Origin of the sequence: Nocardioides jensenii JCM 1364 = NBRC 14755, assembly GCF_001552535.1 — a bacterium.
In the GTDB taxonomy this organism is placed as follows: domain Bacteria; phylum Actinomycetota; class Actinomycetes; order Propionibacteriales; family Nocardioidaceae; genus Nocardioides; species Nocardioides jensenii.
Genome location: NZ_BCRJ01000119.1, coordinates 1 through 18,758 on the forward strand (window position 1 = coordinate 1; position 18,758 = coordinate 18,758).

19 protein-coding genes are annotated in these 18,758 nt (G+C 68.5%); 5 read left to right on the plus strand and 14 right to left on the minus strand.

The features are described 5' to 3' along the window. Positions 1-408: acyl-CoA dehydrogenase family protein (locus NJ4_RS22180; protein ID WP_174524624.1), on the minus strand; the 408-nt coding region annotated here is incomplete at its 3' end. Positions 409-442: 34 nt separating this feature from the next. On the opposite strand from NJ4_RS22180, the gene NJ4_RS22185 reads away from it, so the two are divergent. After that, entirely contained in the window at positions 443-979 is a 537-nt protein-coding gene (locus NJ4_RS22185; protein WP_067440663.1) for a hypothetical protein, read from the plus strand. 174 nt (positions 980-1,153) lie between these two features. Here the strand turns inward: NJ4_RS22185 and NJ4_RS22190 are convergent, their stop codons facing one another. Both NJ4_RS22190 and NJ4_RS22195 read right to left on the minus strand, forming a co-directional pair. After that, on the minus strand, positions 1,154-3,370 hold the full coding sequence (locus NJ4_RS22190) for a 3-hydroxyacyl-CoA dehydrogenase NAD-binding domain-containing protein (protein WP_067440666.1): 2,217 nt from the start codon (positions 3,368-3,370) through the stop codon (positions 1,154-1,156). 170 nt (positions 3,371-3,540) lie between these two features. Further along, on the minus strand, positions 3,541-4,752 hold the full coding sequence (locus NJ4_RS22195; protein WP_067440669.1) for an acetyl-CoA C-acetyltransferase: 1,212 nt from the start codon (positions 4,750-4,752) through the stop codon (positions 3,541-3,543). A gap of 181 nt (positions 4,753-4,933) precedes the next feature. Between NJ4_RS22195 and NJ4_RS22200 the strand changes: the two genes are divergently transcribed. Continuing rightward, positions 4,934-5,626 carry a MerR family transcriptional regulator gene (locus NJ4_RS22200; RefSeq protein WP_245644670.1) on the plus strand — a complete coding sequence of 231 codons (693 nt, stop codon included), beginning with the start codon at positions 4,934-4,936 and terminating at the stop codon, positions 5,624-5,626. 15 nt (positions 5,627-5,641) lie between these two features. Here NJ4_RS22200 and NJ4_RS22205 read toward each other — a convergent pair whose 3' ends face one another. Beyond that, a complete protein-coding gene (locus NJ4_RS22205; protein WP_067440676.1) occupies positions 5,642-6,784 on the minus strand; it encodes a luciferase domain-containing protein in 1,143 nt (380 codons plus the stop codon). 141 nt (positions 6,785-6,925) lie between these two features. Here NJ4_RS22205 and NJ4_RS22210 point away from each other — a divergent pair, with 141 nt between their 5' ends. Then, complete coding sequence (locus NJ4_RS22210; protein ID WP_067440679.1) at positions 6,926-7,768, plus strand: prephenate dehydratase; 843 nt, start codon at positions 6,926-6,928, stop codon at positions 7,766-7,768. A gap of 2 nt (positions 7,769-7,770) precedes the next feature. On the opposite strand, the gene NJ4_RS22215 is transcribed toward NJ4_RS22210, so the two are convergent. The 8 genes from NJ4_RS22215 to NJ4_RS22250 are packed head-to-tail and all read right to left on the minus strand — an operon-like array spanning position 7,771 to position 16,151. Continuing rightward, a complete protein-coding gene (locus NJ4_RS22215) occupies positions 7,771-8,946 on the minus strand; it encodes an acyl-CoA dehydrogenase family protein (RefSeq protein WP_067440682.1) in 1,176 nt (391 codons plus the stop codon). Positions 8,947-8,959: 13 nt separating this feature from the next. Then, positions 8,960-10,126: an acyl-CoA dehydrogenase family protein gene (locus NJ4_RS22220; protein ID WP_067440686.1), complete on the minus strand. Its 1,167-nt coding sequence runs from the start codon at positions 10,124-10,126 to the stop codon at positions 8,960-8,962. A gap of 1 nt (position 10,127) precedes the next feature. Then, entirely contained in the window at positions 10,128-11,000 is an 873-nt protein-coding gene (locus NJ4_RS22225) for a 3-hydroxyacyl-CoA dehydrogenase family protein (protein WP_067440689.1), read from the minus strand. Between the two features lies 1 nt (position 11,001). Then, complete coding sequence (locus NJ4_RS22230) at positions 11,002-11,778, minus strand: enoyl-CoA hydratase/isomerase family protein (RefSeq protein ID WP_067440692.1); 777 nt, start codon at positions 11,776-11,778, stop codon at positions 11,002-11,004. Next, complete coding sequence (locus NJ4_RS22235) at positions 11,775-13,388, minus strand: AMP-binding protein (RefSeq protein ID WP_067440695.1); 1,614 nt, start codon at positions 13,386-13,388, stop codon at positions 11,775-11,777. The genes NJ4_RS22230 and NJ4_RS22235 overlap by 4 nt, the downstream gene beginning before the upstream one ends. A gap of 12 nt (positions 13,389-13,400) precedes the next feature. Next, entirely contained in the window at positions 13,401-14,147 is a 747-nt protein-coding gene (locus NJ4_RS22240) for an SDR family NAD(P)-dependent oxidoreductase (protein ID WP_067440698.1), read from the minus strand. Between the two features lie 31 nt (positions 14,148-14,178). After that, positions 14,179-15,324 carry an acyl-CoA dehydrogenase family protein gene (locus NJ4_RS22245; protein ID WP_067440701.1) on the minus strand — a complete coding sequence of 382 codons (1,146 nt, stop codon included), beginning with the start codon at positions 15,322-15,324 and terminating at the stop codon, positions 14,179-14,181. 29 nt (positions 15,325-15,353) lie between these two features. Further along, entirely contained in the window at positions 15,354-16,151 is a 798-nt protein-coding gene (locus tag NJ4_RS22250; RefSeq protein ID WP_067440705.1) for an enoyl-CoA hydratase-related protein, read from the minus strand. Positions 16,152-16,299: 148 nt separating this feature from the next. Between NJ4_RS22250 and NJ4_RS22255 the strand changes: the two genes are divergently transcribed. Further along, complete coding sequence (locus NJ4_RS22255) at positions 16,300-16,968, plus strand: TetR/AcrR family transcriptional regulator (protein WP_067440708.1); 669 nt, start codon at positions 16,300-16,302, stop codon at positions 16,966-16,968. Positions 16,969-17,109: 141 nt separating this feature from the next. Here the strand turns inward: NJ4_RS22255 and NJ4_RS22260 are convergent, their stop codons facing one another. Continuing rightward, positions 17,110-17,748 (minus strand): MerR family transcriptional regulator, encoded by a 639-nt coding sequence (locus NJ4_RS22260; protein WP_245644671.1) that lies wholly within the window; start codon positions 17,746-17,748, stop codon positions 17,110-17,112. Between the two features lie 79 nt (positions 17,749-17,827). Here NJ4_RS22260 and NJ4_RS22265 point away from each other — a divergent pair, with 79 nt between their 5' ends. Next, positions 17,828-18,229: a hypothetical protein gene (locus NJ4_RS22265; protein WP_245644672.1), complete on the plus strand. Its 402-nt coding sequence runs from the start codon at positions 17,828-17,830 to the stop codon at positions 18,227-18,229. A gap of 85 nt (positions 18,230-18,314) precedes the next feature. Here NJ4_RS22265 and NJ4_RS22270 read toward each other — a convergent pair whose 3' ends face one another. After that, on the minus strand, positions 18,315-18,503 hold the full coding sequence (locus NJ4_RS22270; RefSeq protein WP_067440717.1) for a CsbD family protein: 189 nt from the start codon (positions 18,501-18,503) through the stop codon (positions 18,315-18,317). Positions 18,504-18,758 lie beyond the last annotated feature (255 nt).

Consider the following 18,758-nt stretch of genomic DNA (forward strand, 5'->3'; position numbering starts at 1 on the left):
GAGCCACTCGTCGCGCTGCTCCTGGGTGCCGTAGCGGAGCAGCACCTCCATGTTGCCGGTGTCGGGTGCGTTGCAGTTGAAGATCAGCGGGGCGATCGCCGAGCGCCCGGTCAGCTCCGCGATCGGCGCGTAGTCGACGTTGGTCAGCCCCTCACCGCCGTCGGTGCCGAAGCGGGCGGCGTACTCCCCGGCGTGCTCCTTGGGCAGGAAGAGGTTCCACAGGCCCTGTTCGCGTGCCTTGGCCTGGAGCTCCTTGAGGACCGGCAGCGGCGTCCACGGGTCACCGGTGCGCCGAGCCTCGTCGAGGTCGTGGTGGTAGTCGCCCTCGATCGGGGTGATCTCGTCGCGCAGGAACGCAGCCACTCGAGCGGTCAGGTCGGCGGCACGCGGTGAGGGAGAGAAGTCCATGCCCGGAAACTACCCCGGCTGACATCATGAGCACATGCGGACTCGTCGGGCACTCGTGGCAATCGCCCTCACCCTCCTGCTCAGCGGGTGCGGCGACGACGACGCCTCCCTCAGCCGGGACGAGCAGAAGGCGGCGCGCGCCCTGGCGGTCGAGTTCCAGGGCCAGGACCCCACCGACTTCGCCCGCGACACCGGCATCTGTCTCGGCAAGCACCTGGTCAACGACCTCGGCACCCGCAAGCTGATCGACGGCGGCCTGCTCAAGGAGGACCTCACCGTCGCCACGACACGGAAGGCGGTCACTGACCGCTCCGTCGCCGAGGGGTACGCCGACGCGATCGTGGCCTGTCAGGACGTGCGCGGCCAGGTCGAGAGTCGCCGCGACCGCTACCCGAAGGCAACCGACGCGGACATCGACACGTACGTCGACTGCGTCGAGGCGATCGACGACACCGTGCTGCACCGGGCGATCGTCGCGGCAGCGTTGAAGAAGCCCGACCCGTCCGGTGCGGCGTACACGAAGCAGAGCAAGGCCTGCGCGCAGAAGCTGGGCCCGCCGAAGGCAGAGTGAGAGCATCCCTGGCACTCGTCAGCGGGTGTCATGGGCGCGCCACGGTTGACCCAACTCGTCAACCCTGCCCGAGGGCGGCGGCACACGCCACGCGAGCGACCGTTCGTGCGGAGCCGTTCCGAATGGGCGAAGGCCCGCCGACCGGTTGGGTCGGCGGGCCTCGTGAGCCTCAGGTCAGGCGGGGAAGGACTCGCCCTTCGCCGCCATGTCCTTGAGGTACTGCGTCGGGGCGAGGTGGTCGCCGTACGCCGCGGCCAGCTCCTCGGCGCGCTTGACGAACGCGGCCAGCCCAATGACAGAGCTCTCGCCGTCCTTGTATTCGTAGCCGGTCATGAACTGGGCGGCGCCGCCGGTGTTGGCCGGGAAGCCGATGCCCATGATCGAGCCGATGTTGGCGGCGGCCGCCGAGGTGATCACGCCCTCCTCGAAGGTCTTCGCGGTCTCGATCGCCTCGGCGAAGAGCATCCGGTCCTTGATGTCCTGGAGCGGGATCTGCTCCTCGGCGACCGGGAACGCCTCGGCCAGCCCGGACCAGATGCCCTGACGCCGGCCGTCGACGTACTCGTAGAAGCCCGCGCCTTTCAGCCGCGAGGGACGACCCGCCTCGATCATCTTCGCGATGACCGCGCCGGCCGGGTCCGGGCCCGGGTCGATGCCGGCCTTCTCGGCGGCGTCGACGTTCGCCTTGCGAATCTTGGTCATGAGCTCCATGTTCAGCTCGTCACTGATCTGCAGCGGCCCGACCGGGAAGCCGGCCTGGGTGGCCGCGCGCTCCAGGGAGATCGGGTGGACACCCTCGCCGAGCATGGCCAGGCCCTCGTTGATCTGGGTCCCGATCACCCGCGAGGTGTAGAAGCCGCGACTGTCGTTGACCACGATCGGGGTCTTCTTGATGTGCTGCACGACGTCGTAGGCCTTGGCCAGCGCCTCGTCGGAGGTCTCCTTGCCGCGAATGATCTCCACCAGCGGCATCTTGTCGACGGGGCTGAAGAAGTGCAGACCGATGAAGTCGGCCGGGCGGGCGATGCCCTCGGCCAGCTCGGTGATCGGCAGCGTCGAGGTGTTCGAGCAGAGCAGCGCGTCGGGGTTGACGTGCTCGATGATCTCGGCGAACACCTTGTTCTTCAGCGACGGGTCCTCGAAGACGGCCTCGATGACCAGGTCGCAGCCCTTGAGCGCGGCCGGGTCGGCGGTCGCGGTGATCCGACCGAGCAGCTCGGCCTTCTTCTCCTCGGTCGACTTGCCCCGCGAGATGGCCTTGTCGAGCAGCTTCTCGGAGTAGGCCTTGCCCTTGGCGGCGTTCTCGTCGGAGACGTCCTTGAGCACGACCTCCATGCCCGCGCGGGCACAGGAGTAGGCGATGCCGGCGCCCATCATGCCGGCACCGAGGACGCCGACCTTGGTGGCCTTGAAGCGCTCGAAGCCGTCGGGACGGAGCGAGCCGGAGTTGATCGCCTGCAGGTCGAAGAAGAACGCCTGGATCATGTTCTTCGAGCCCTGGTTGACGATCAGGTTCGTCAGGTAGCGCGACTCGATGCGCGACGCGGTGTCGAAGTCGACCTGCGCGCCCTCGACCGCAGCCGACAGGATCGCCTTCTGCGCCGGGTAGTCGGCACCCTTGAGCTGCTTGCGCAGCAGGGCCGGGAAGGCGGGGAGGAACGCGGCCAGCTTCGGGGTGGACGGCGTACCGCCGGGCATCTTGTAGCCGGCCCGGTCCCACGGGTTCGTGGCGGCCTCTTCGTTGTCCTTGTTGTCCTGGATCCATGCCTTGGCGGCGGGGATCAGGTCATCCTGGGTGGCGACGACCTCGTCGATGAGGCCCTTCTCCTTGGCGGCGGCCGGGCTGAACTGCGGGCCCTGGAGCAGCACGTCCATCAGGCCGGATTGGATGCCGAGCATGCGGATCACGCGGGTGACGCCACCGCCGCCCGGGAGCAGGCCGAGGGACGCCTCGGGGAGGCCGATCTTGTAGGAGCCGTCGACGGCGATGCGGTGGTTGGTGGCCAGGCAGATCTCCAGGCCACCGCCGAGGGCTGCGCCGTTGATCGCGGCGACGACCGGGCGTGGGTAGGTCTCGAGCTTGCGCAGCCCGGCCTTGATCTCCTCGGCCGCCGCGAAGATCTCGGCGGCGTCATCCTTGGTCGTCTTGACCATGTTCTTCAGGTTGCCGCCGGCGAAGAAGGTCTTCTTCGCGGAGGCGATCACGACGCCGGTGACGTCGTCGACCTCGGCGTGGAGGCGCTCGACGGCGGCCGCCATCGAGTCCTTGTAGAGGTCGTTCATGGTGTTGGCGCCCGCGGTGGGGTCGTCCATCGTGAGGGTGACGATGCCGTCTGAGTCGCGCTCGTAGCGCACGGCCGTGTTCTCGGTGGTCGAGCTTGTCGAGACCATGTGTTCAGTCCTTGTCTGTGAAAAGTCTTGGTACGTCGGGGGGATTGCTTGGGTGGCGGCCTGCTGTCGACTCACTGGGTCTCGACACACGGGTCACGGCTTCGTTCCTCAGCCGTGCCGCTCGCTCGACCACCATTGACGTTCGTGGAGGTTGTCGGATCGCTGCGCGATCAGACAAGCTCCACAATCGTCGCGATGCCCATGCCGCCGCCGACGCAGAGCGTGGCGAGGCCGCGCTTCTGGTCGCGGCGCTCGAGCTCGTCGATGAGCGTGCCGAGGATCATCGCGCCGGTCGCGCCGAGCGGGTGGCCCATCGCGATCGCGCCACCGTTGACGTTGGTGATCTCGGAGGTGATGCCCATGTCGCGCATGAACCGCATGGCCACGGCGGCGAACGCCTCGTTGATCTCGAAGAGGTCGATGTCGCTGACCTCGAGACCGGCCTTGGCCAGCGCCTTGCGGGCGGCCGGGGCGGGCCCGGTGAGCATGATCGTCGGGTCGGCGCCCGAGACGGCCGCGGAGATGATGCGGGCTCGCGGCGTGAGGCCGAGGTCCTTTCCGACCTGCTCGGTGCCGATCGCGATCAGCGAGGCGCCGTCGACGATGCCGGAGCTGTTCCCGGCGTGGTGGACGTGGTTGATCTTCTCGACCCAGTGGTACTTCTCCAGCGCCACGTCGTCGAAGCCGGCGTCCGCGCCGATGCTGGCGAAGCTCGGCTTGAGGCCCGAGAGGCTCTCGACCGTCGTGCCGGGACGGATGAACTCGTCCTTCTCCAGGACGGTCAGGCCGTTGATGTCCTTGACCGGGATCACAGCTGCGTCGAAGTAGCCGTTGGCCTGGGCCTTGGCCGCGCGGGCCTGCGACTCGGCCGCGAACGCGTCGACGTCCTCTCGGTTCCAGCCCTCGAGGGTGGCGATCAGGTCGGCACCGATGCCCTGCGGCACGAAGCCGGTGGCCAGCGCGGTGGACGGGTCCATCGCCCAGGCGCCGCCGTCGGAGCCCATCGGCACCCGGCTCATCGCCTCGACGCCGCCGGCGAGGATCAGGTCCTCGAAGCCGCCGCGGACGCGGGAGGCGGCCTGGTTGACGGCCTCGAGCCCGGAGGCGCAGAAACGGTTGAGCTGCACGCCGGCCACGGTGTCGGGCAGGCCGGCCTTGAGCGCGGCCGTCTTCGCGATGTCGCCACCCTGGTCACCGATCGGCGAGACCACGCCGAGCACGACGTCGTCGATGCGGTTGGGGTCCAGGCCGGGGTTGCGCGCCTGGATCTCCTTGAGCAGCCCCGCAGCGAGGTCGACCGGCTTCACCTCGTGCAGTGAGCCGTTCGCCTTGCCCTTGCCGCGCGGCGTACGAATGTGGTCGTACACGAATGCTTCAGCCATGACCGTCCCTGTTCCTGTTACCTCGTGGAGTGTGGTGAGCGGTTGTCGAGCGGACTCACAACCAACCCCCTGATTGTGACACTATTACTGTCATGGTGGTCAAGGTGGGCCACCATGTGATCCCGGTCATAGGTCAGGACGGTGGCGAATGCAGGAGCCTGTCGATTCTCTCAAGGAGTTGATGACGCTCGACGAGCTGTGCAAGCGCGTCGGCATGAGCGTGCGCAACGTGCGCTTCTACACGACCCGCGGACTCGTGCCGTCGCCGATCCGCCGTGGCCGGTCCGGCTACTACACCGCCGAGCACGTGGCCCGCCTCGAGCTCGTCGCCGAGCTCCAGGCCCACGGGTTCACCCTCGCCGCGATCGAGAAGTACGTGGCCAGGATCCCCGGCGACGCCCCGCCCTCCGCGGTCAGCCTGCACCGCGCGCTGCTGGCGCCCTGGATGGCAGAGCACCCGGAGACCCTCACCCTCGCCGAGCTCCACGAACGGGCCGGTCGTGAGCTCTCAGCCGCCGAGATCGAGACGCTCGAGGCACTCGGCATCCTCACCGCAACAGGCAAGGGGAGGTACGACGTCACGCTGGCCCACCTCGACGCAGGGGTGCGCCTGATCGGGTTCGGCTACCCCCTCGAGAGCGCCGAGGCCACCCGCGGCATCTACGACCGGCATGCCGCAGGGCTGGCCGCGGACATGCTCGACATCTTCCGCAAGAAGGTCTGGCCGGCCTACCGCGACTCGGGCGCCAGCGACGAGGACCTCACCGAGGCCGTCGAGCTGCTCAAGCCGCTGTCGATCGCCGCGCTCGTGTCGGCGTACGAGCGCGCGGTCAACGAACAGATGCGCGAGGAGATCGTCCGCCGCACCGAGTAGCCCAGGACGGAGCGGTCACGCCCCCAGCGCATAGAGGCGCGAGGCCTCGACGATGCCGGCCACGACCTCGACCTCGGCCTCGGTGCGCGGCCCGTAGACCAGGACGAACCCGGGTGACTTGCGGGTGCCGGCGTGCATGTGCGGCTGCGCCCAGCCCTGGGCGATCGCGTCGGCGGCCAGGTCGTTCGGCAGGGTCAGGTGCAGCGACGTGTCGTAGAGCGGGTGCAGGTGGGCGAACTCGTTCTCCTCGGCCACGACGAACGCCTCGGCTGGTCCGGCGGCCTCGGCCAGGAAGAACGCGCGCGAGCCGGGTACGGCGACCTGGGACTCACCGACGTTGACCCCGTCGGCACGCGTGATGCGGTCGAAGAGCGCGCTCTGGAGCTCGTGCGGGGACTGGTCGGAGAACTGCTGCTGCGGGTAGGCCCAGCTCACCAACGGACGAGCGCCCGCCCGGGCCGGCAACCCGTCAGGCAGCGTCGGCCAGGCCACCGTCTCGGCGCGGCCCACGAGCGCGGCACCGACGGTCTCGAGGTGGTGCAGGCGGCGAGAGAGCCAGTCCCCGAGTTCGGCGACCGTCTCGTCGGAGATCACGTGGGCGCCGGGGTCACGCCGGGCCAACGTGGCCGCACCGGAGTCGCCGGTCAGGTAGTCCCAGGTGCGCCGGGTGAGGTCGGTCGGGATGACGAGGTCCTGCTCGCCGTGCACGAGGAAGACCGGGAGCCCGGCCAGGTGGGCGACCTCGACCGGCAGGCCGGCGTCCCAGGGCAGCGTTCCGTTGAGCACGGCCAGCCCCGCGAAGCGCTGGGGGTCGCTGAGCACGAGGCCCCCCGCGAAGGCGGCGCCCCCGCTGAAGCCGACCGGGATCACGGTGCGTCCGAGCGGCGCGACCTCGTCGAGCCACTTCCGGAACCAGGCGATGGTCTCGGCCAGGGACTCCTCGACGGGACGCCCGATGCCACGGTTCTCGAACCAGGCGTAGCCGCCGCCCTCGGCGATCGGTGCGCGCACCGCGGCGTACGCCGGCCCCTCCGGAAGCTGCTCGGCGAGCGCGAGGATCGAGGACTCGTCTGCTCCGCGGCCGTGCAGCAGCACCACGAGGGGCGCGTTGGCGTCGGTGGATCCGGCAACGGTGACGACGGGTGCCTCAAAGCTCATCTGGTGATTCCTCGTTCTCTTCGCGACGGCCCGACGGTCCGGACCCGGGGTCAGGTTACGCGGCCGCGCCGACGCCTCCGCGAGAGGTGCACAGGGTGAACGCCCGGGTCGGCATCGACACCGGGCTGCGAAGATGCTCCGGTGACTGCGAAGAAGATCGCCTACCAGGGTGAGCCCGGCGCCAACTCCGACATCGCGGTGCGCGATGTCTTCCCCGACGGCGAGCCGCTGCCCTGTGCTTCCTTCGAGGACGCCTTCGCCGCCGTGCAGGAGGGGTCGGCCGAGCTGGCGATGATCCCGATCGACAACTCCAGCAACGGCCGGGTCGCCGACATCCACCACGCCCTGCCGGACTCAGGGCTGCACATCGTCGGGGAGTACTTCCTGCCGATCCACTTCCAGCTGCTGGCCGTCCCGGGCGCGACCCGCGACTCGATCAGGACGGTGCACAGCCACATCCACGCGCTCGGCCAGTGCCGCCGCATCATTCACGATCTCGGGGTGAAGCCGGTGATGGCGGGCGACACCGCCGGTTCCGCCCGCGAGGTCGCCGAGGCCGGCGACCCGAGCCGTGCGTCGCTGGCCACCGCGCTCGCCGGCGAGATCTACGGCCTCGAGACCCTCGCCGCCAATGTCGAGGACGAGCAGCACAACACCACCCGTTTCGTGGTGCTCGCCCGCGAGTCCGTCGTACCCCCCGTGTCGGACGAGCTGACCGTGACGACCTTCGTGTTCCGGGTGCGCAACCTGCCGGCCGCGCTCTACAAGGCGCTGGGCGGGTTCGCCACGAACGGGGTGAACATGACCAAGCTCGAGTCCTACATGGTCGACGGCGAGTTCAACGCCACCGTGTTCCTTGCCGACGTCGAGGGGCATCCCGACGAGCCCGCACTCGCGCGTGCCCTGGAGGAGCTGGAGTTCTTCACCACCGAGATCCGCATCCTCGGGGTCTACCGCGCGCATCCCTTCCGCGAGCAGCGGTAGCGTCAGCGGTACGCCGACTCGCCGGTCACGGCTTGGCCGATGATCAGCTGGTGCACCTCGGAGGTCCCCTCATAGGTCAGCACGGACTCGAGGTTGTTGGCGTGCCGCATCAAGGGGTACTCCAGCGTGATGCCGGCGGCGCCGAGGATCGTGCGGCACTCGCGAGCAATCTTGATCGCCTCGCGGGTGTTGTTGAGTTTGCCCAGTGACACCTGGCGGTGGTCCAACCTGCCCTCGTCCTTGAGCCGGCCCAGGTGCAGCGCGAGCAGCATCCCCTTGCCCAGCTCGAGGGTCATGTCGGCGAGCTTCGCCTGTGTCAGCTGGAAGCCGGCCAACGGCTTGTCGAAGATCTCGCGGTCCTTCGCGTAGGCGATCGCGGTCTCGAGGCAGTCGCGTGCCGCACCGAGAGCACCGAACACGATCCCGAATCGCGCTTCGTTGAGGCACGACAGCGGTCCGGACAGGCCGACCACGTTCGGAAGCATCGCCGAGCCGGGCAGGCGCACGTTGTCGAGCACCAGCTCGGAGGTGACCGAGGCGCGCAGCGACATCTTCTGCTTGATCTCCGGGGCCGAGAAGCCAGGCGTGTCGGTGGGGACGACGAACCCGCGGATCCCCTCCTCGGTCTGCGCCCACACCACGGCCACGTCGGCCACCGATCCGTTGGTGATCCACATCTTGTTGCCGGACAGGATCCAGTCGGTGCCGTCCTTGCGGGCACGGGTGCGCATGCCGCCGGGGTTCGACCCGAAGTCGGGCTCGGTCAGCCCGAAGCACCCGATCGCCTCGCCGGCCGCCATCCGCGGCAGCCACTCCCGCTTCTGCTCCTCCGAGCCGTGCTTCCAGATCGCGAACATCGCCAACGACCCCTGCACCGAGACCAGGGAGCGAAGCCCCGAGTCCCCCGCCTCGAGCTCCATGCAGGCCAGGCCGTACGCCGTCGCCGACGTGCCGGCGCAGCCGTAGCCCTCGAGGTGCATGCCCAGCACGCCGAGGTCACCGAGCTCCTTGGCCAGCTCGCGGGCCGGGATCGACGCCGACTCATACCAACCGGCGAGGTTCGGCTTCACCTTCTCCTCGACGTGCTTGCGCACGGTGTCGCGGATCGCGATGTCCTCCTCGCTGAGGAGGGAGTCGGTGTTCACGAAACCCAACGGGGACTGGGGTGTGGTTGCCATGAGGGATGTCCTTTCAGAGGAAGGCGCTGACACCGGTCTCGGCGCGCCCGATGAGGAGCTTCTGGATCTGGGAGGTGCCTTCGTAGAGCGTCATCACACGCGCATCGCGCATGTACTTCTGCACCGGGTACTCGTCGACGTACCCGTAGCCGCCGAAGGCCGAGATCGCGAGGTTGGCGGCCTTGACCGCCGCCTCGGACGCGAAGTACTTGGCCTTGGACGCCTCGGTCGCGAACGGGATGCCTCGTTCGATCAGGTCGGCGGCGCGCCAGGTGAGCAGGCGCGCCGCGTCGGCGTCGACGGAGATCTCGGCGATCATGTCCTGGATCATCTGGAACGATGCCAGCGGTCGGCCGAACTGGGTGCGCTCCTGGCTGTAGGACACCACGGCCTCCAGACAGCCCTGGATGATGCCGGTGCAGCCGGCGGCGACGGAGACCCGGCCCTTGTCGAGCGACTTCATCGCGATCTTGAAGCCCTCACCCTCGGCGCCGACCCGGGCGCTGGCCGGCACGCGCACCTTGTCGAAGCTGAGCTCGGCGGTGGCCTGGCCACGCAGCCCGAGCTTGCCGTGGATCTCGGTGCGGGTGAAGCCGGGGGCGTCGGTGGGGACCAGGAACGCCGAGACACCCTTCGGGCCGGGCTCGCCGGTGCGGGCGAAGACGATGCAGACGTCGGCCCAGGTGCCGTTGGTGATGAAGATCTTGCTGCCGGTGATCAGGTAGTCGCTCTGCTCGTCTCCGGGGAGATCGCGGACTGCGCGGGTCTTCAGGTTGCCCGCATCGGAGCCGTTGTCGGGCTCGGTGAGCCCGAAGCAACCGAGCTTCGTCCCGTTCGCGATGCCCGGGAGCCACTCCTGCTTCTGCTCCTCGGTGCCGTGGTCGAGCACGATCTTGCCGAAGAGACCCATCGAGACGGACACGATGCCGCGCACCGACGAGTCGGCCCGGCCGAGCTCTTCCATGCCGATGCAGTAGGTGATGTAGTCGCCGCCGAGGCCGCCGTACTCCTCGGGGATGGTCAGCCCGAAGAAGCCGACCTCGCCGAGCTTGGCAATGATGGCGGTGTCGACCGACTCACGGCGGTCCCACTCGGCGCGATGCGGCACCACCTCGTTGTCGAGGAACTCCCGGGCCAGCTTCTGGAATCCGATCTGGTCCTCGGTCAGGGTCAGGTCCATCTCAGTGGTCTCCTTGTTCGGTGTAGTCGTACCAGCCCGTGCCGGTCTTGCGGCCCAGCTCCCCGCGTTCGACCTTCTCGGTGACGCTGCGCGAGGGGAGGTCGGCCGGGTCGCCGGTCTCGTCGTACCGGGCCTGCTTGGTGTGGTAGCCGATGTCGATGCCGGTGAGATCCATCAGCTCGAACGGGCCCATCGGGTGGCCGAGTGCGGTGCGGGCGGCCGTGTCGATCGCCTCGACTGAGGCGTAGCCGCCCTCGAGCAGCCGGATCGCCTCGTCGCGCACGGCGTTCAACAGGCGGTTGGCGACGAAGCCGGGGATCTCCTTGTCGAGCACGACGGGCAGCTTGCCGATTCGCTCGGCCAGCTCGACCGTCGTCGCAACCGTGGCGTCGGAGGTCTGCGGCCCGCGGACCACCTCGACGCACCTCATCACCAAGGCAGGGTTGAAGAAGTGCATGTTCACCACCCGGTCCGGGCGGCTGGTGGCGTCGGCGATCTTCGACGGCACGAACGATGACGAGTTGGTGGCCAGAATCGTGTGCTCGGGGGTGAGCCGGTCGAGCTCGGCGAACAACTCACGCTTCACCTCGAGCTTCTCGACGGCGGCCTCGATCACGAAGTCGGCTCCCTTCGCGGCGGCGGGCAGGTCGGTGCCGAACGTGATCCGGGCGAACGCCAGGTCCCGCTCGTCGGCGCCGATCCGGCCCTTGGCGACGCTGCGGTCCATCCGGCTCCGCAGCTCGGTCTGCGCCTTCTCGAGCGAGGCCTCGGCCAGGTCCTGCACGGAGACCTCGAGCCCGGTCAGCGCGCAGACCATCGCGATCTGGGAGCCCATCGCCCCGGAGCCGACCACCAGGATCCTCGTGATCTCCATGTCAGCTCCCGGTGAAGGCGGGGGTGCGCTTGGCCAGGAACGCCTCGGTGCCCTCCCGCTTGTCGTCGGAGGTGTAGAGCAGCGCCTGCGCCAGCCGCTCGACCACCAGGCCGGTGCGCTGGTCGGCGTCCATGCCGGAGCGCACGACGAGCTTGGCCAGTCGCACGGCGAGCGGTCCCTTGGCCAGGATCTGGCCGGCGACCTCGGCGGCCTGCGCCAGCAGCCCCGCCGGGGGTACGACGCTCGTGACCAGGCCGATGGCGAGGGCTTCGTCGGCAGCGACCATGCGGCCGGTGAGGATCAGCTCGATCGCACGCCCCGTGCCGACCAGGCGGGCCAGCCGCTGGGTGCCGCCGGCTCCGGGCAGCACCGCCAGGTTGGTCTCGGGCAGCCCGAACCTGGCGTTGTCGGAGGCGATGCGGATGTCGCAGGCCATCGCCAGCTCGCAGCCGCCACCGAGCGCGAACCCGTTGACCGCCGCGATCGTCGGCTTCTCGAACGCCTCGATCTCGTCGTACAGCCGCTGCATCTCCGAGGTCAGTCCGGTGTGCAGCGTGTAGTCGGCGAGCTGGGCGATGTCGGCGCCGGCGATGAACGCCTTCTCCCCCGCGCCGGTGAACACCACAGCCCCGATGCCGTCGTCGTCACGGGCCACGGCCAGGAGGTGGCGCAGGTCGTCCTGCACCTCGCGGCTGACCGCGTTGCGCACGTCCGGGCGGTTGATCGTCACGAACGCCACCCGGTCGGTGACCTCCACGAGCAGGGTCTCGTACCTCATGCCTGCACCTGCTCCCGCAGCTGGAACTTCTGGATCTTGCCGCTCGGGGTCTTCGGGAAGTCCGTGAGCACCCGCAGCTCCTCGGGCCAGTACTGCTTGGCCACACCCTTGTCGGCGAGAAAGGCCTTCATCTCCTCGAAGGTGAACTCCTCGACGCCGTCCTTGAGGACCACGCAGGCACAGGCGCGCTCCTGCAGTCTCGGGTCGGGTACGGCGACCAGCGCGACGGTCTCGAGCTTGGGGTTCTCGTAGAGCACGTTCTCAATGTAGGAGACCGGGATGTTCTCGCCACCGCGGATGATGACGTCCTTGGTCCGCCCTGAGATGTTGACGTAGCCCTCGTCATCGATCTCGGCCAGGTCGCCGGTGTCGAACCAGCCGTCGCGGAAGAGCTCGCGAGTCATCTCCAGGCGTCGCGCGTAGCCGACGAAGAGGAACGGGCCACGCACCTGGAGTCGACCTTCCCTGCCTGCCGGCACCGCCTCGCCGAGCACGTCGACGGTGCGGACCTGCATGCCGGGCCAGGGATATCCGTCGCGCTCGATGATCTTCTCCTCCGGGTCGCCGGGGATGCCGAGGGTGACCAGGCCGTTCTCGGACTGTCCCCAGCCGCCGAGCACCACCATGTCGGGCAACTTGGTGCGGGCCTCGCGGACGATGGCCCGCGGGATCGGCGCCCCCATGCAGCAGAAGCGCGTGAGCGACGAGAGGTCGTGCTCGGCGAGGTTGTCGGCGTTGAGGGTGTCGTGCAGGAACGGGGTCGCCGCCGAGGTGTAGGTGATGCCGTGCTCGGCGACCAGCTCCACGAACGTGTGCGCGTCCCAGACGTCCTGCAACACCGCGGTGGCGCCGTTCTGCACGTTGAGCCGTGCTCCGTAGAGGAAGCCGGTCAGGTGGGCCAGCGTCGATGCCATGTGGAACACCGTGTCGGTGGTGATGCCGAGCCGCTGGGGCAGCGCGTCGTTGGCCGCGACCACGGTGTTGTGGGTGTGCATGACACCCTTCGGCTCCCCCGTGGTTCCCGAGGTGAAGATCAGCAGGGTGACGTCGTTGGGGTCCGGCCGCAGCGCAGCCAGCTCGGCCACGTCGCGGGTGGTCTCGCGGGCCAGGAACCAGGCCCACGAGTCATCGCCGTCACCACCGACGACCAGCACGTGCTGGAGCGCCGGCCAGTCGCCACGCAGCTCGTCGACCATCGCCGGGTAGTCGAACCCGCGGAAGTCCCTGGGTACGACGATCACCTTCGACTCCGCGAGGCCCACCATGAAGCCGACCTCGCGTTGGCGATAGATCGGGATCAACGGGTTGCTGATGGCGCCGATGCGGGTCGCGGCGTAGTGGACGACGATCCACTCGATCCAGTTCGGCAGCTGGAAGGAGACCACGTCGCCGGGCTCGACGCCCAGGTCCAGGAGCCGCAGAGCCGCCCGGTCCACCTCGTCCTTGAGCTCGCCGTAGGTGATGGCGCGTCGCGGGTCCACGAAGGCCACCTTGTCCGGCGTACGGGCTGCCCAGTCGTCGAGGAAGTCGGTGATCGTTCGGTCGAGCCAGTAGCCCTGACTGGTGTACTGCTCGATCTTCTCGGGGGTCAGGATCGTCTCGAAGCTCATGGCGGTCTCCGGTCAGCTCATGGTGAGACCGCCGCTGACGCTGACGGTCTGGCCGGTGACGAAGTTGGCTTCGTCAGAGGCGAAGAAGGCGACCACGTTGGCGAGGTCGTCGGGTTGGGCGAGGCGGCGGAACGGGATCGCCTTGGTCAGGGCCTCGCGCAGCTTGGGGTTGTCGCCGCCCATCGAGGCGAAGAGCGCGGTGTCGGTCGGGCCGGGGCACACGCAGTTGGCGTTGACCTGGTGGCGGGCCATCTCGCGGGCGGTGGCCTTGGTGAACGCAATGACGCCGCCCTTGGCTGCGGAGTAGACCGCCTCGCCCGACGAGCCCACCCGGCCGGCGTCCGAGCCCAGGTTCACGACCGAGCCCGATCCTTGTGCAGCCATCACCGGCAGCACGGCCTTGGAGGTGTTCAGCACGCCGAAGAGGTTGATCGCGATGACGCGTTCCCAGTCAGCCCGGTCGGAGTCCATGAACGGGCTGGCCTTGTCCCAGCCGGCGTTGTTGACGAGCACGTCGACTCGACCGAACTGGGTCGTCACCTGCTCGACCATCGCCTCCACCGAGGCGGGGTCGGTGACATCCGTCCGAATGCCGACGGAGGCGTTTCCCAGCCGCTCGGCGGTCTCCTTCGCCGTGGCTTCGTTGATGTCGGTGACGACCACCGTCGCACCTTCGGCAGAGAGCTTCTCGGCGATGGCCTTGCCGATGCCCTGGCCGGCGCCGGTGACGATCGCGATCTTGTCGTCGAGCTTTCCCATGATTGGACTCCTTGATGGATGAGGTTGGTGGTCAGGGTGCGTAGGCACGACCGAGCAGGTCACGCGAGATGACGAGCTTCGAGACCTGGGCGGTGCCGTCGCCGATCCCGAGGCCGATGACGTCACGGAGCCGCTGGCCGACCGGGCTCTCCGTGGAGTAGCCCAGGTGTCCCAGGGTCAGCAGACACTGGTGGATCACGTCGACCGACAGCTTCGGCGCCCAGAACTTCGCCATCGCGGCCTCGGCCGAGTGCTCGAGGTCGTTGTCCTTCTTCCACAGCGCCTCGAGGCACACGTGACGGGCGCCGGTGATGTACGTCGCGTGTTCGGCCAGCGGGAACGCCACGCCCTGGAACCTGCCGATCGGCTGACCGAAGGCCTCCCTGTCTCGGGCCCACTGGGTGGCCTCGTCGAGTGAGGCCTGCGCGGCCCCCAGACAGGCCAGGCCGATGATCGCCCGGGAGTAGTCGAACCCCTGCATGACCGAGACGAAGCCGTCGCCCTCGTTGCCGATCAGATCGGCCCGAGTCACCGGCGTACCGTCGAAGTGCAGTGAGGCGCGGCCGATCGCGCGGCTGCCGAGGTCGTCGAAGGCCGAGCGGCTCACCGACTCATGGCTGAGATCCACCCAGAAGGCGCTGACGCCCCTGGCCCCGGGGCCGCCGGTGCGGGCGAGGACGACGGCACGGTCGGCGGCCATACCCAGGGTGATGGAGGTCTTCTCTCCCTGGAGCCTCCAGCCCTCCCCGTCCGGCACGGCCTTCAGCTCGAGGCTGGCGGCATCGGTGCCGTGACCCGGCTCGGTGATGCAGATGCACGGCACGGTGGTTCCGTCGGCGATGCCTGGCAGCCAAGCAGCCTTCTGCTCATCGGTCGCGTTGCGGACGATGACATCGCTGATCAAGGCGGTGTTGATGATGAGGTAGGTGGCGTTGAAGTCGGCCCGGCCCACCTCCTCGGCCGCCAGCCCGGCGATCACGGCGGTGGCATCCTGGCCGCCGTACTCCTCCGGGATCCGGAGACCGGTCAGCCCGAGGCCGGCCATGTCGAGGGCGAGCTGGCGGCGGAACTCGGCCGCCTTGTCGTCGCTCTGGTAGTGCGGGGCCAGCACCTTGCCGGAGAACCGGCGCACCTCCGTCCGGAACGCTTCCTGCTCCTCGTCGAGCGAGTAGTCCATGACCGTCTCCTTGCCTGGGGTTCGCGGAATCAGTGCCAGTTGGCGTGCTTGGCGAACTCGGGGGCGCGCTTCTCGGAGAAGGCAGCGGCGCCCTCGAGGCCCTCGGGAGCGGCGACGAACAGGTCGAGCGCGGTCATCGCGAGGTTGGACAGGCCTGCCTGGTGGTCGGTGTCCGCGTTGAACGACTGCTTGAGGAACCGGATCGCGGTCGGGCTCTGCTTGCCGATGTCGGCGGCGACCTTCTTGGCCTCGTCGAGCAGGTCGGCAGCGGGAACGACCCAGTTGACCAGGCCCCAGTCCTCGGCGGTCTTGGCGTCGTACTGGCGGGTGAGGTACCAGATCTCGCGAGCCCGCTTCTCCCCCACCACACGAGCCAGGAAGGCGGAGCCGAAACCAGCGTCGAACGAGCCGACCCGAGGACCGGCCTGACCGAACTTCGCGGTGTCGGCGGCGATGGTGAGGTCGGCCAGCACGTGGAGCACGTGGCCACCGCCGACCGCGACGCCGTTGACTGCGGCGATGACCGGCTTGGGGATGTCACGCATGACCTTGTGCAGGTCGCCGATCATGAACCGGCCCGCCTCGCTCGGCCCGTAGTCGCCGGTCTCGGCTCGCTGCTTGACGTCGCCTCCTGTGCAGAACGCCTTCTCGCCGGCACCGGTGAGGATCACCGACTGCACCTGGGTGTCGGACCACGCGAGCTGGAACGCGTTGAGCAGCTCTTCGACGGTCTGCGCGCGGAAGGCGTTGTAGCGGTGCGGCCGGTTGATCGTGATGATCGCCGCGGTGTCCTCAACGACGTAGGTGATGTCTTCGAAGTTCGTCATGTCGGGCGACCTTTCGGATCGACGGTTGGATCAGAAATGAATCTTGCTTCACTGTGAATGAATCTAGATTCATTTCATCGTCACTGTCAAGGGATCCATGGGATAAAGTGAACCGAGGTTCATTCCGCAGTCCCGCTCAGGAGGACGCATGACGATCGACACCGATCCCGCAGAGGCGGCGCGCCAGGCCCGCGCCGAGCAGCGCAGCGCACAACTGCTCGAGGCCGCGGCCCGACTGATGGATCGTGACGGCCCGGAGTCCGTGTCGATGCAGTCCCTCGCCACGGAGGCAGGCGTGAGTGTCGGGCTCATCTACCGCTACTTCGGCGGCAAGGACGAGCTGCTGCTGGCCGTGATCCTCAACGTGCTCGACGCATTCGGCACCGAGGTCCCCCGCGCCATGGACGAGGCCGGCGAGGATCCGGTCCACCGTCTGGCGGCCGGACTGCGGGCACTCTGCGAGGTCATCGATGACCAGCGCTACGCGGTCGTCCTGACCTATCGCGCAACCAAGCAGCTCAGCGCCGAGGGGCGCCACCGCATCATGGAGCTCGAGCTTTCCACCATGGAGCCCCTGCGGGAGGCCTTGCGGGCGGGGCGCGACAGTGGCGTGCTCGACGTGGTCGACGTCGACCTCGAGGCCTACAACCTCCTGCTACTTGCGCATTCGTGGGCGCTCAAGCACTGGTACTACGAACGCCGCTACACCCCCGCCGAGTTCACCACCGCGCAGACCGCGATCGCCCTGCGAGCCCTGGTTCCTCCGCGTCATCGCCGCAAGTACGCCGCCCTGCTCGCCACCGCGGCGACTCAGTGACCTGACGGCGCGGGCGGCCGCTTCGGCCATGCCCTGGGGATGGGCCTCGGCGTCACGCGAGGGTTGCTGTTCTGTCACCCGGCCGTACTCGGCGAGCTCTCGCAGCCCCAGCCCCGTCGGCGTCCAGCCCCGAGGGCGGCATCATGAGCGTGCCGACGCGCGACCGAACCGGCGACTCGACAGGTTCTCGTGAGCCAGTCGCCGCAGGGTCAGCAGTACGGGCTCGGCCAGCACCGTCCCGAGCACGGCGTAGGTCGCCGCACCCTCTCGACTGGCGCCAGACATGCTGCCGACCTCGCCCTTCGCCACCAGTGCGGCGGCGTCGGCGTACGTCGTCAGGGCGTCGTCGGGAAGGCCCTGACCTGCCTCCTCGAGCGTGTCGAGCGCTGCCGCCAACGCCTCGGAGTGGCGGCCCTGTGGCGTCACCTTCCAGCGACGCGTCCTGACCAGACGCGCGACGCGGTCGCGCGACTCGGCACTGGGCTCGCGCTCGGGCACCGGAGAGAGCTCTTCGTGCGCACTGGCGAGCACCTCGTGGAGGTCACGGCCCGTGTCGTCGACCGCGGCGATCACCGCGCGCACCCGGTCGAGGCTCATGCCTCCGACATCGACCAGTGCGCGAATCAGCCGTAACCGATCGACGTGGCTCTCGTCGTAGACCGCCCTGGTGGCACCCGTTGCGACGCCCGATTGGAGCAGCTTCTCGCGCAGGTAGAACTTCACGGTCGGCACCGGTACGCCGCTGCGCTGGGAGAGCTCGGACATCCACATGACAGACATCTTGGCATTGACCCCTTGACATTGGCCAGTGAACTATCCAACTATTAGATAGTTCACTATCTATATGGGAGGTTCCACCATGTCCGACGAATCACGCATCCTCGCCGGGATCCTGCTGCTGTCCCTGGTGACGGTCGAGACCGGTGGTGCCTACATGCTCGCGATCGTTCGCGGGAAGGCTCCGGCCACGCCGTTCCAGGAGAAGTTCGCGCGGGCCGGTCACGCCCACGCCGGAGTGCTGCTGCTGCTCGGTCTGCTGTGCCAGCTGATCGCGGACTCGACCACACAGACCGGCTTCTTCGACTGGCTCTCCCGGGCCGGCGTACCGATCGCGGCACTGCTGATGCCCGGCGGGTTCTTCTTCGCCTCGATGGGCCGCGGGCGCACCGAACCAAACGCGTTCATGTCCCTGGTCGTGATCGGCGCAGTCGTGCTCGGAGCAGGACTGCTCAGCCTGGGCATCGGCCTGCTCACGGCCTGAGGACGCGACCACCAGCACCACCGAGAAACGTGTGGGTCCTGACGCAACTGTTGCGTCAGGACCCACACGTCGTCCGATCAACCGATCAGAACTTGTCCTTCAGGTCGTTGCCGAGGTCCTTGGCCTTCTCGCCGGCGTCCTTGACGCTGGCTTCGGCCTGGTCGGTCTTGCCGTCGGCCTCGAGGCTGTCGTTGCCGGTGGCGTCGCCCACCGCTTCCTTCACCTTGCCGACTGCGTCCTCTGCGGCGTTCTTGGCCTTGTCGATGAAGCTCATGCGTTGCACTCCTTCGCGATGTGTCAGTAGGTCACACCCAGTTGAGCACGCCCGCCCTGAGAGTCAAGGCTCACCGAATGAACAACGTCCCGCACCACGGTTGCCGAAGCAACCGCAACGCAGGACGTTGTCGAAGAACGTGAGGCTCAGCGACGACCGGCGCTGAACGACGATGCGCTGTGCGAGCCGCCGCCGCTGCTGGCCGCAGCACCGCTGCGCCCGCGGGAACGGCTGCGGTTCCCGCCGCCGTTGCCA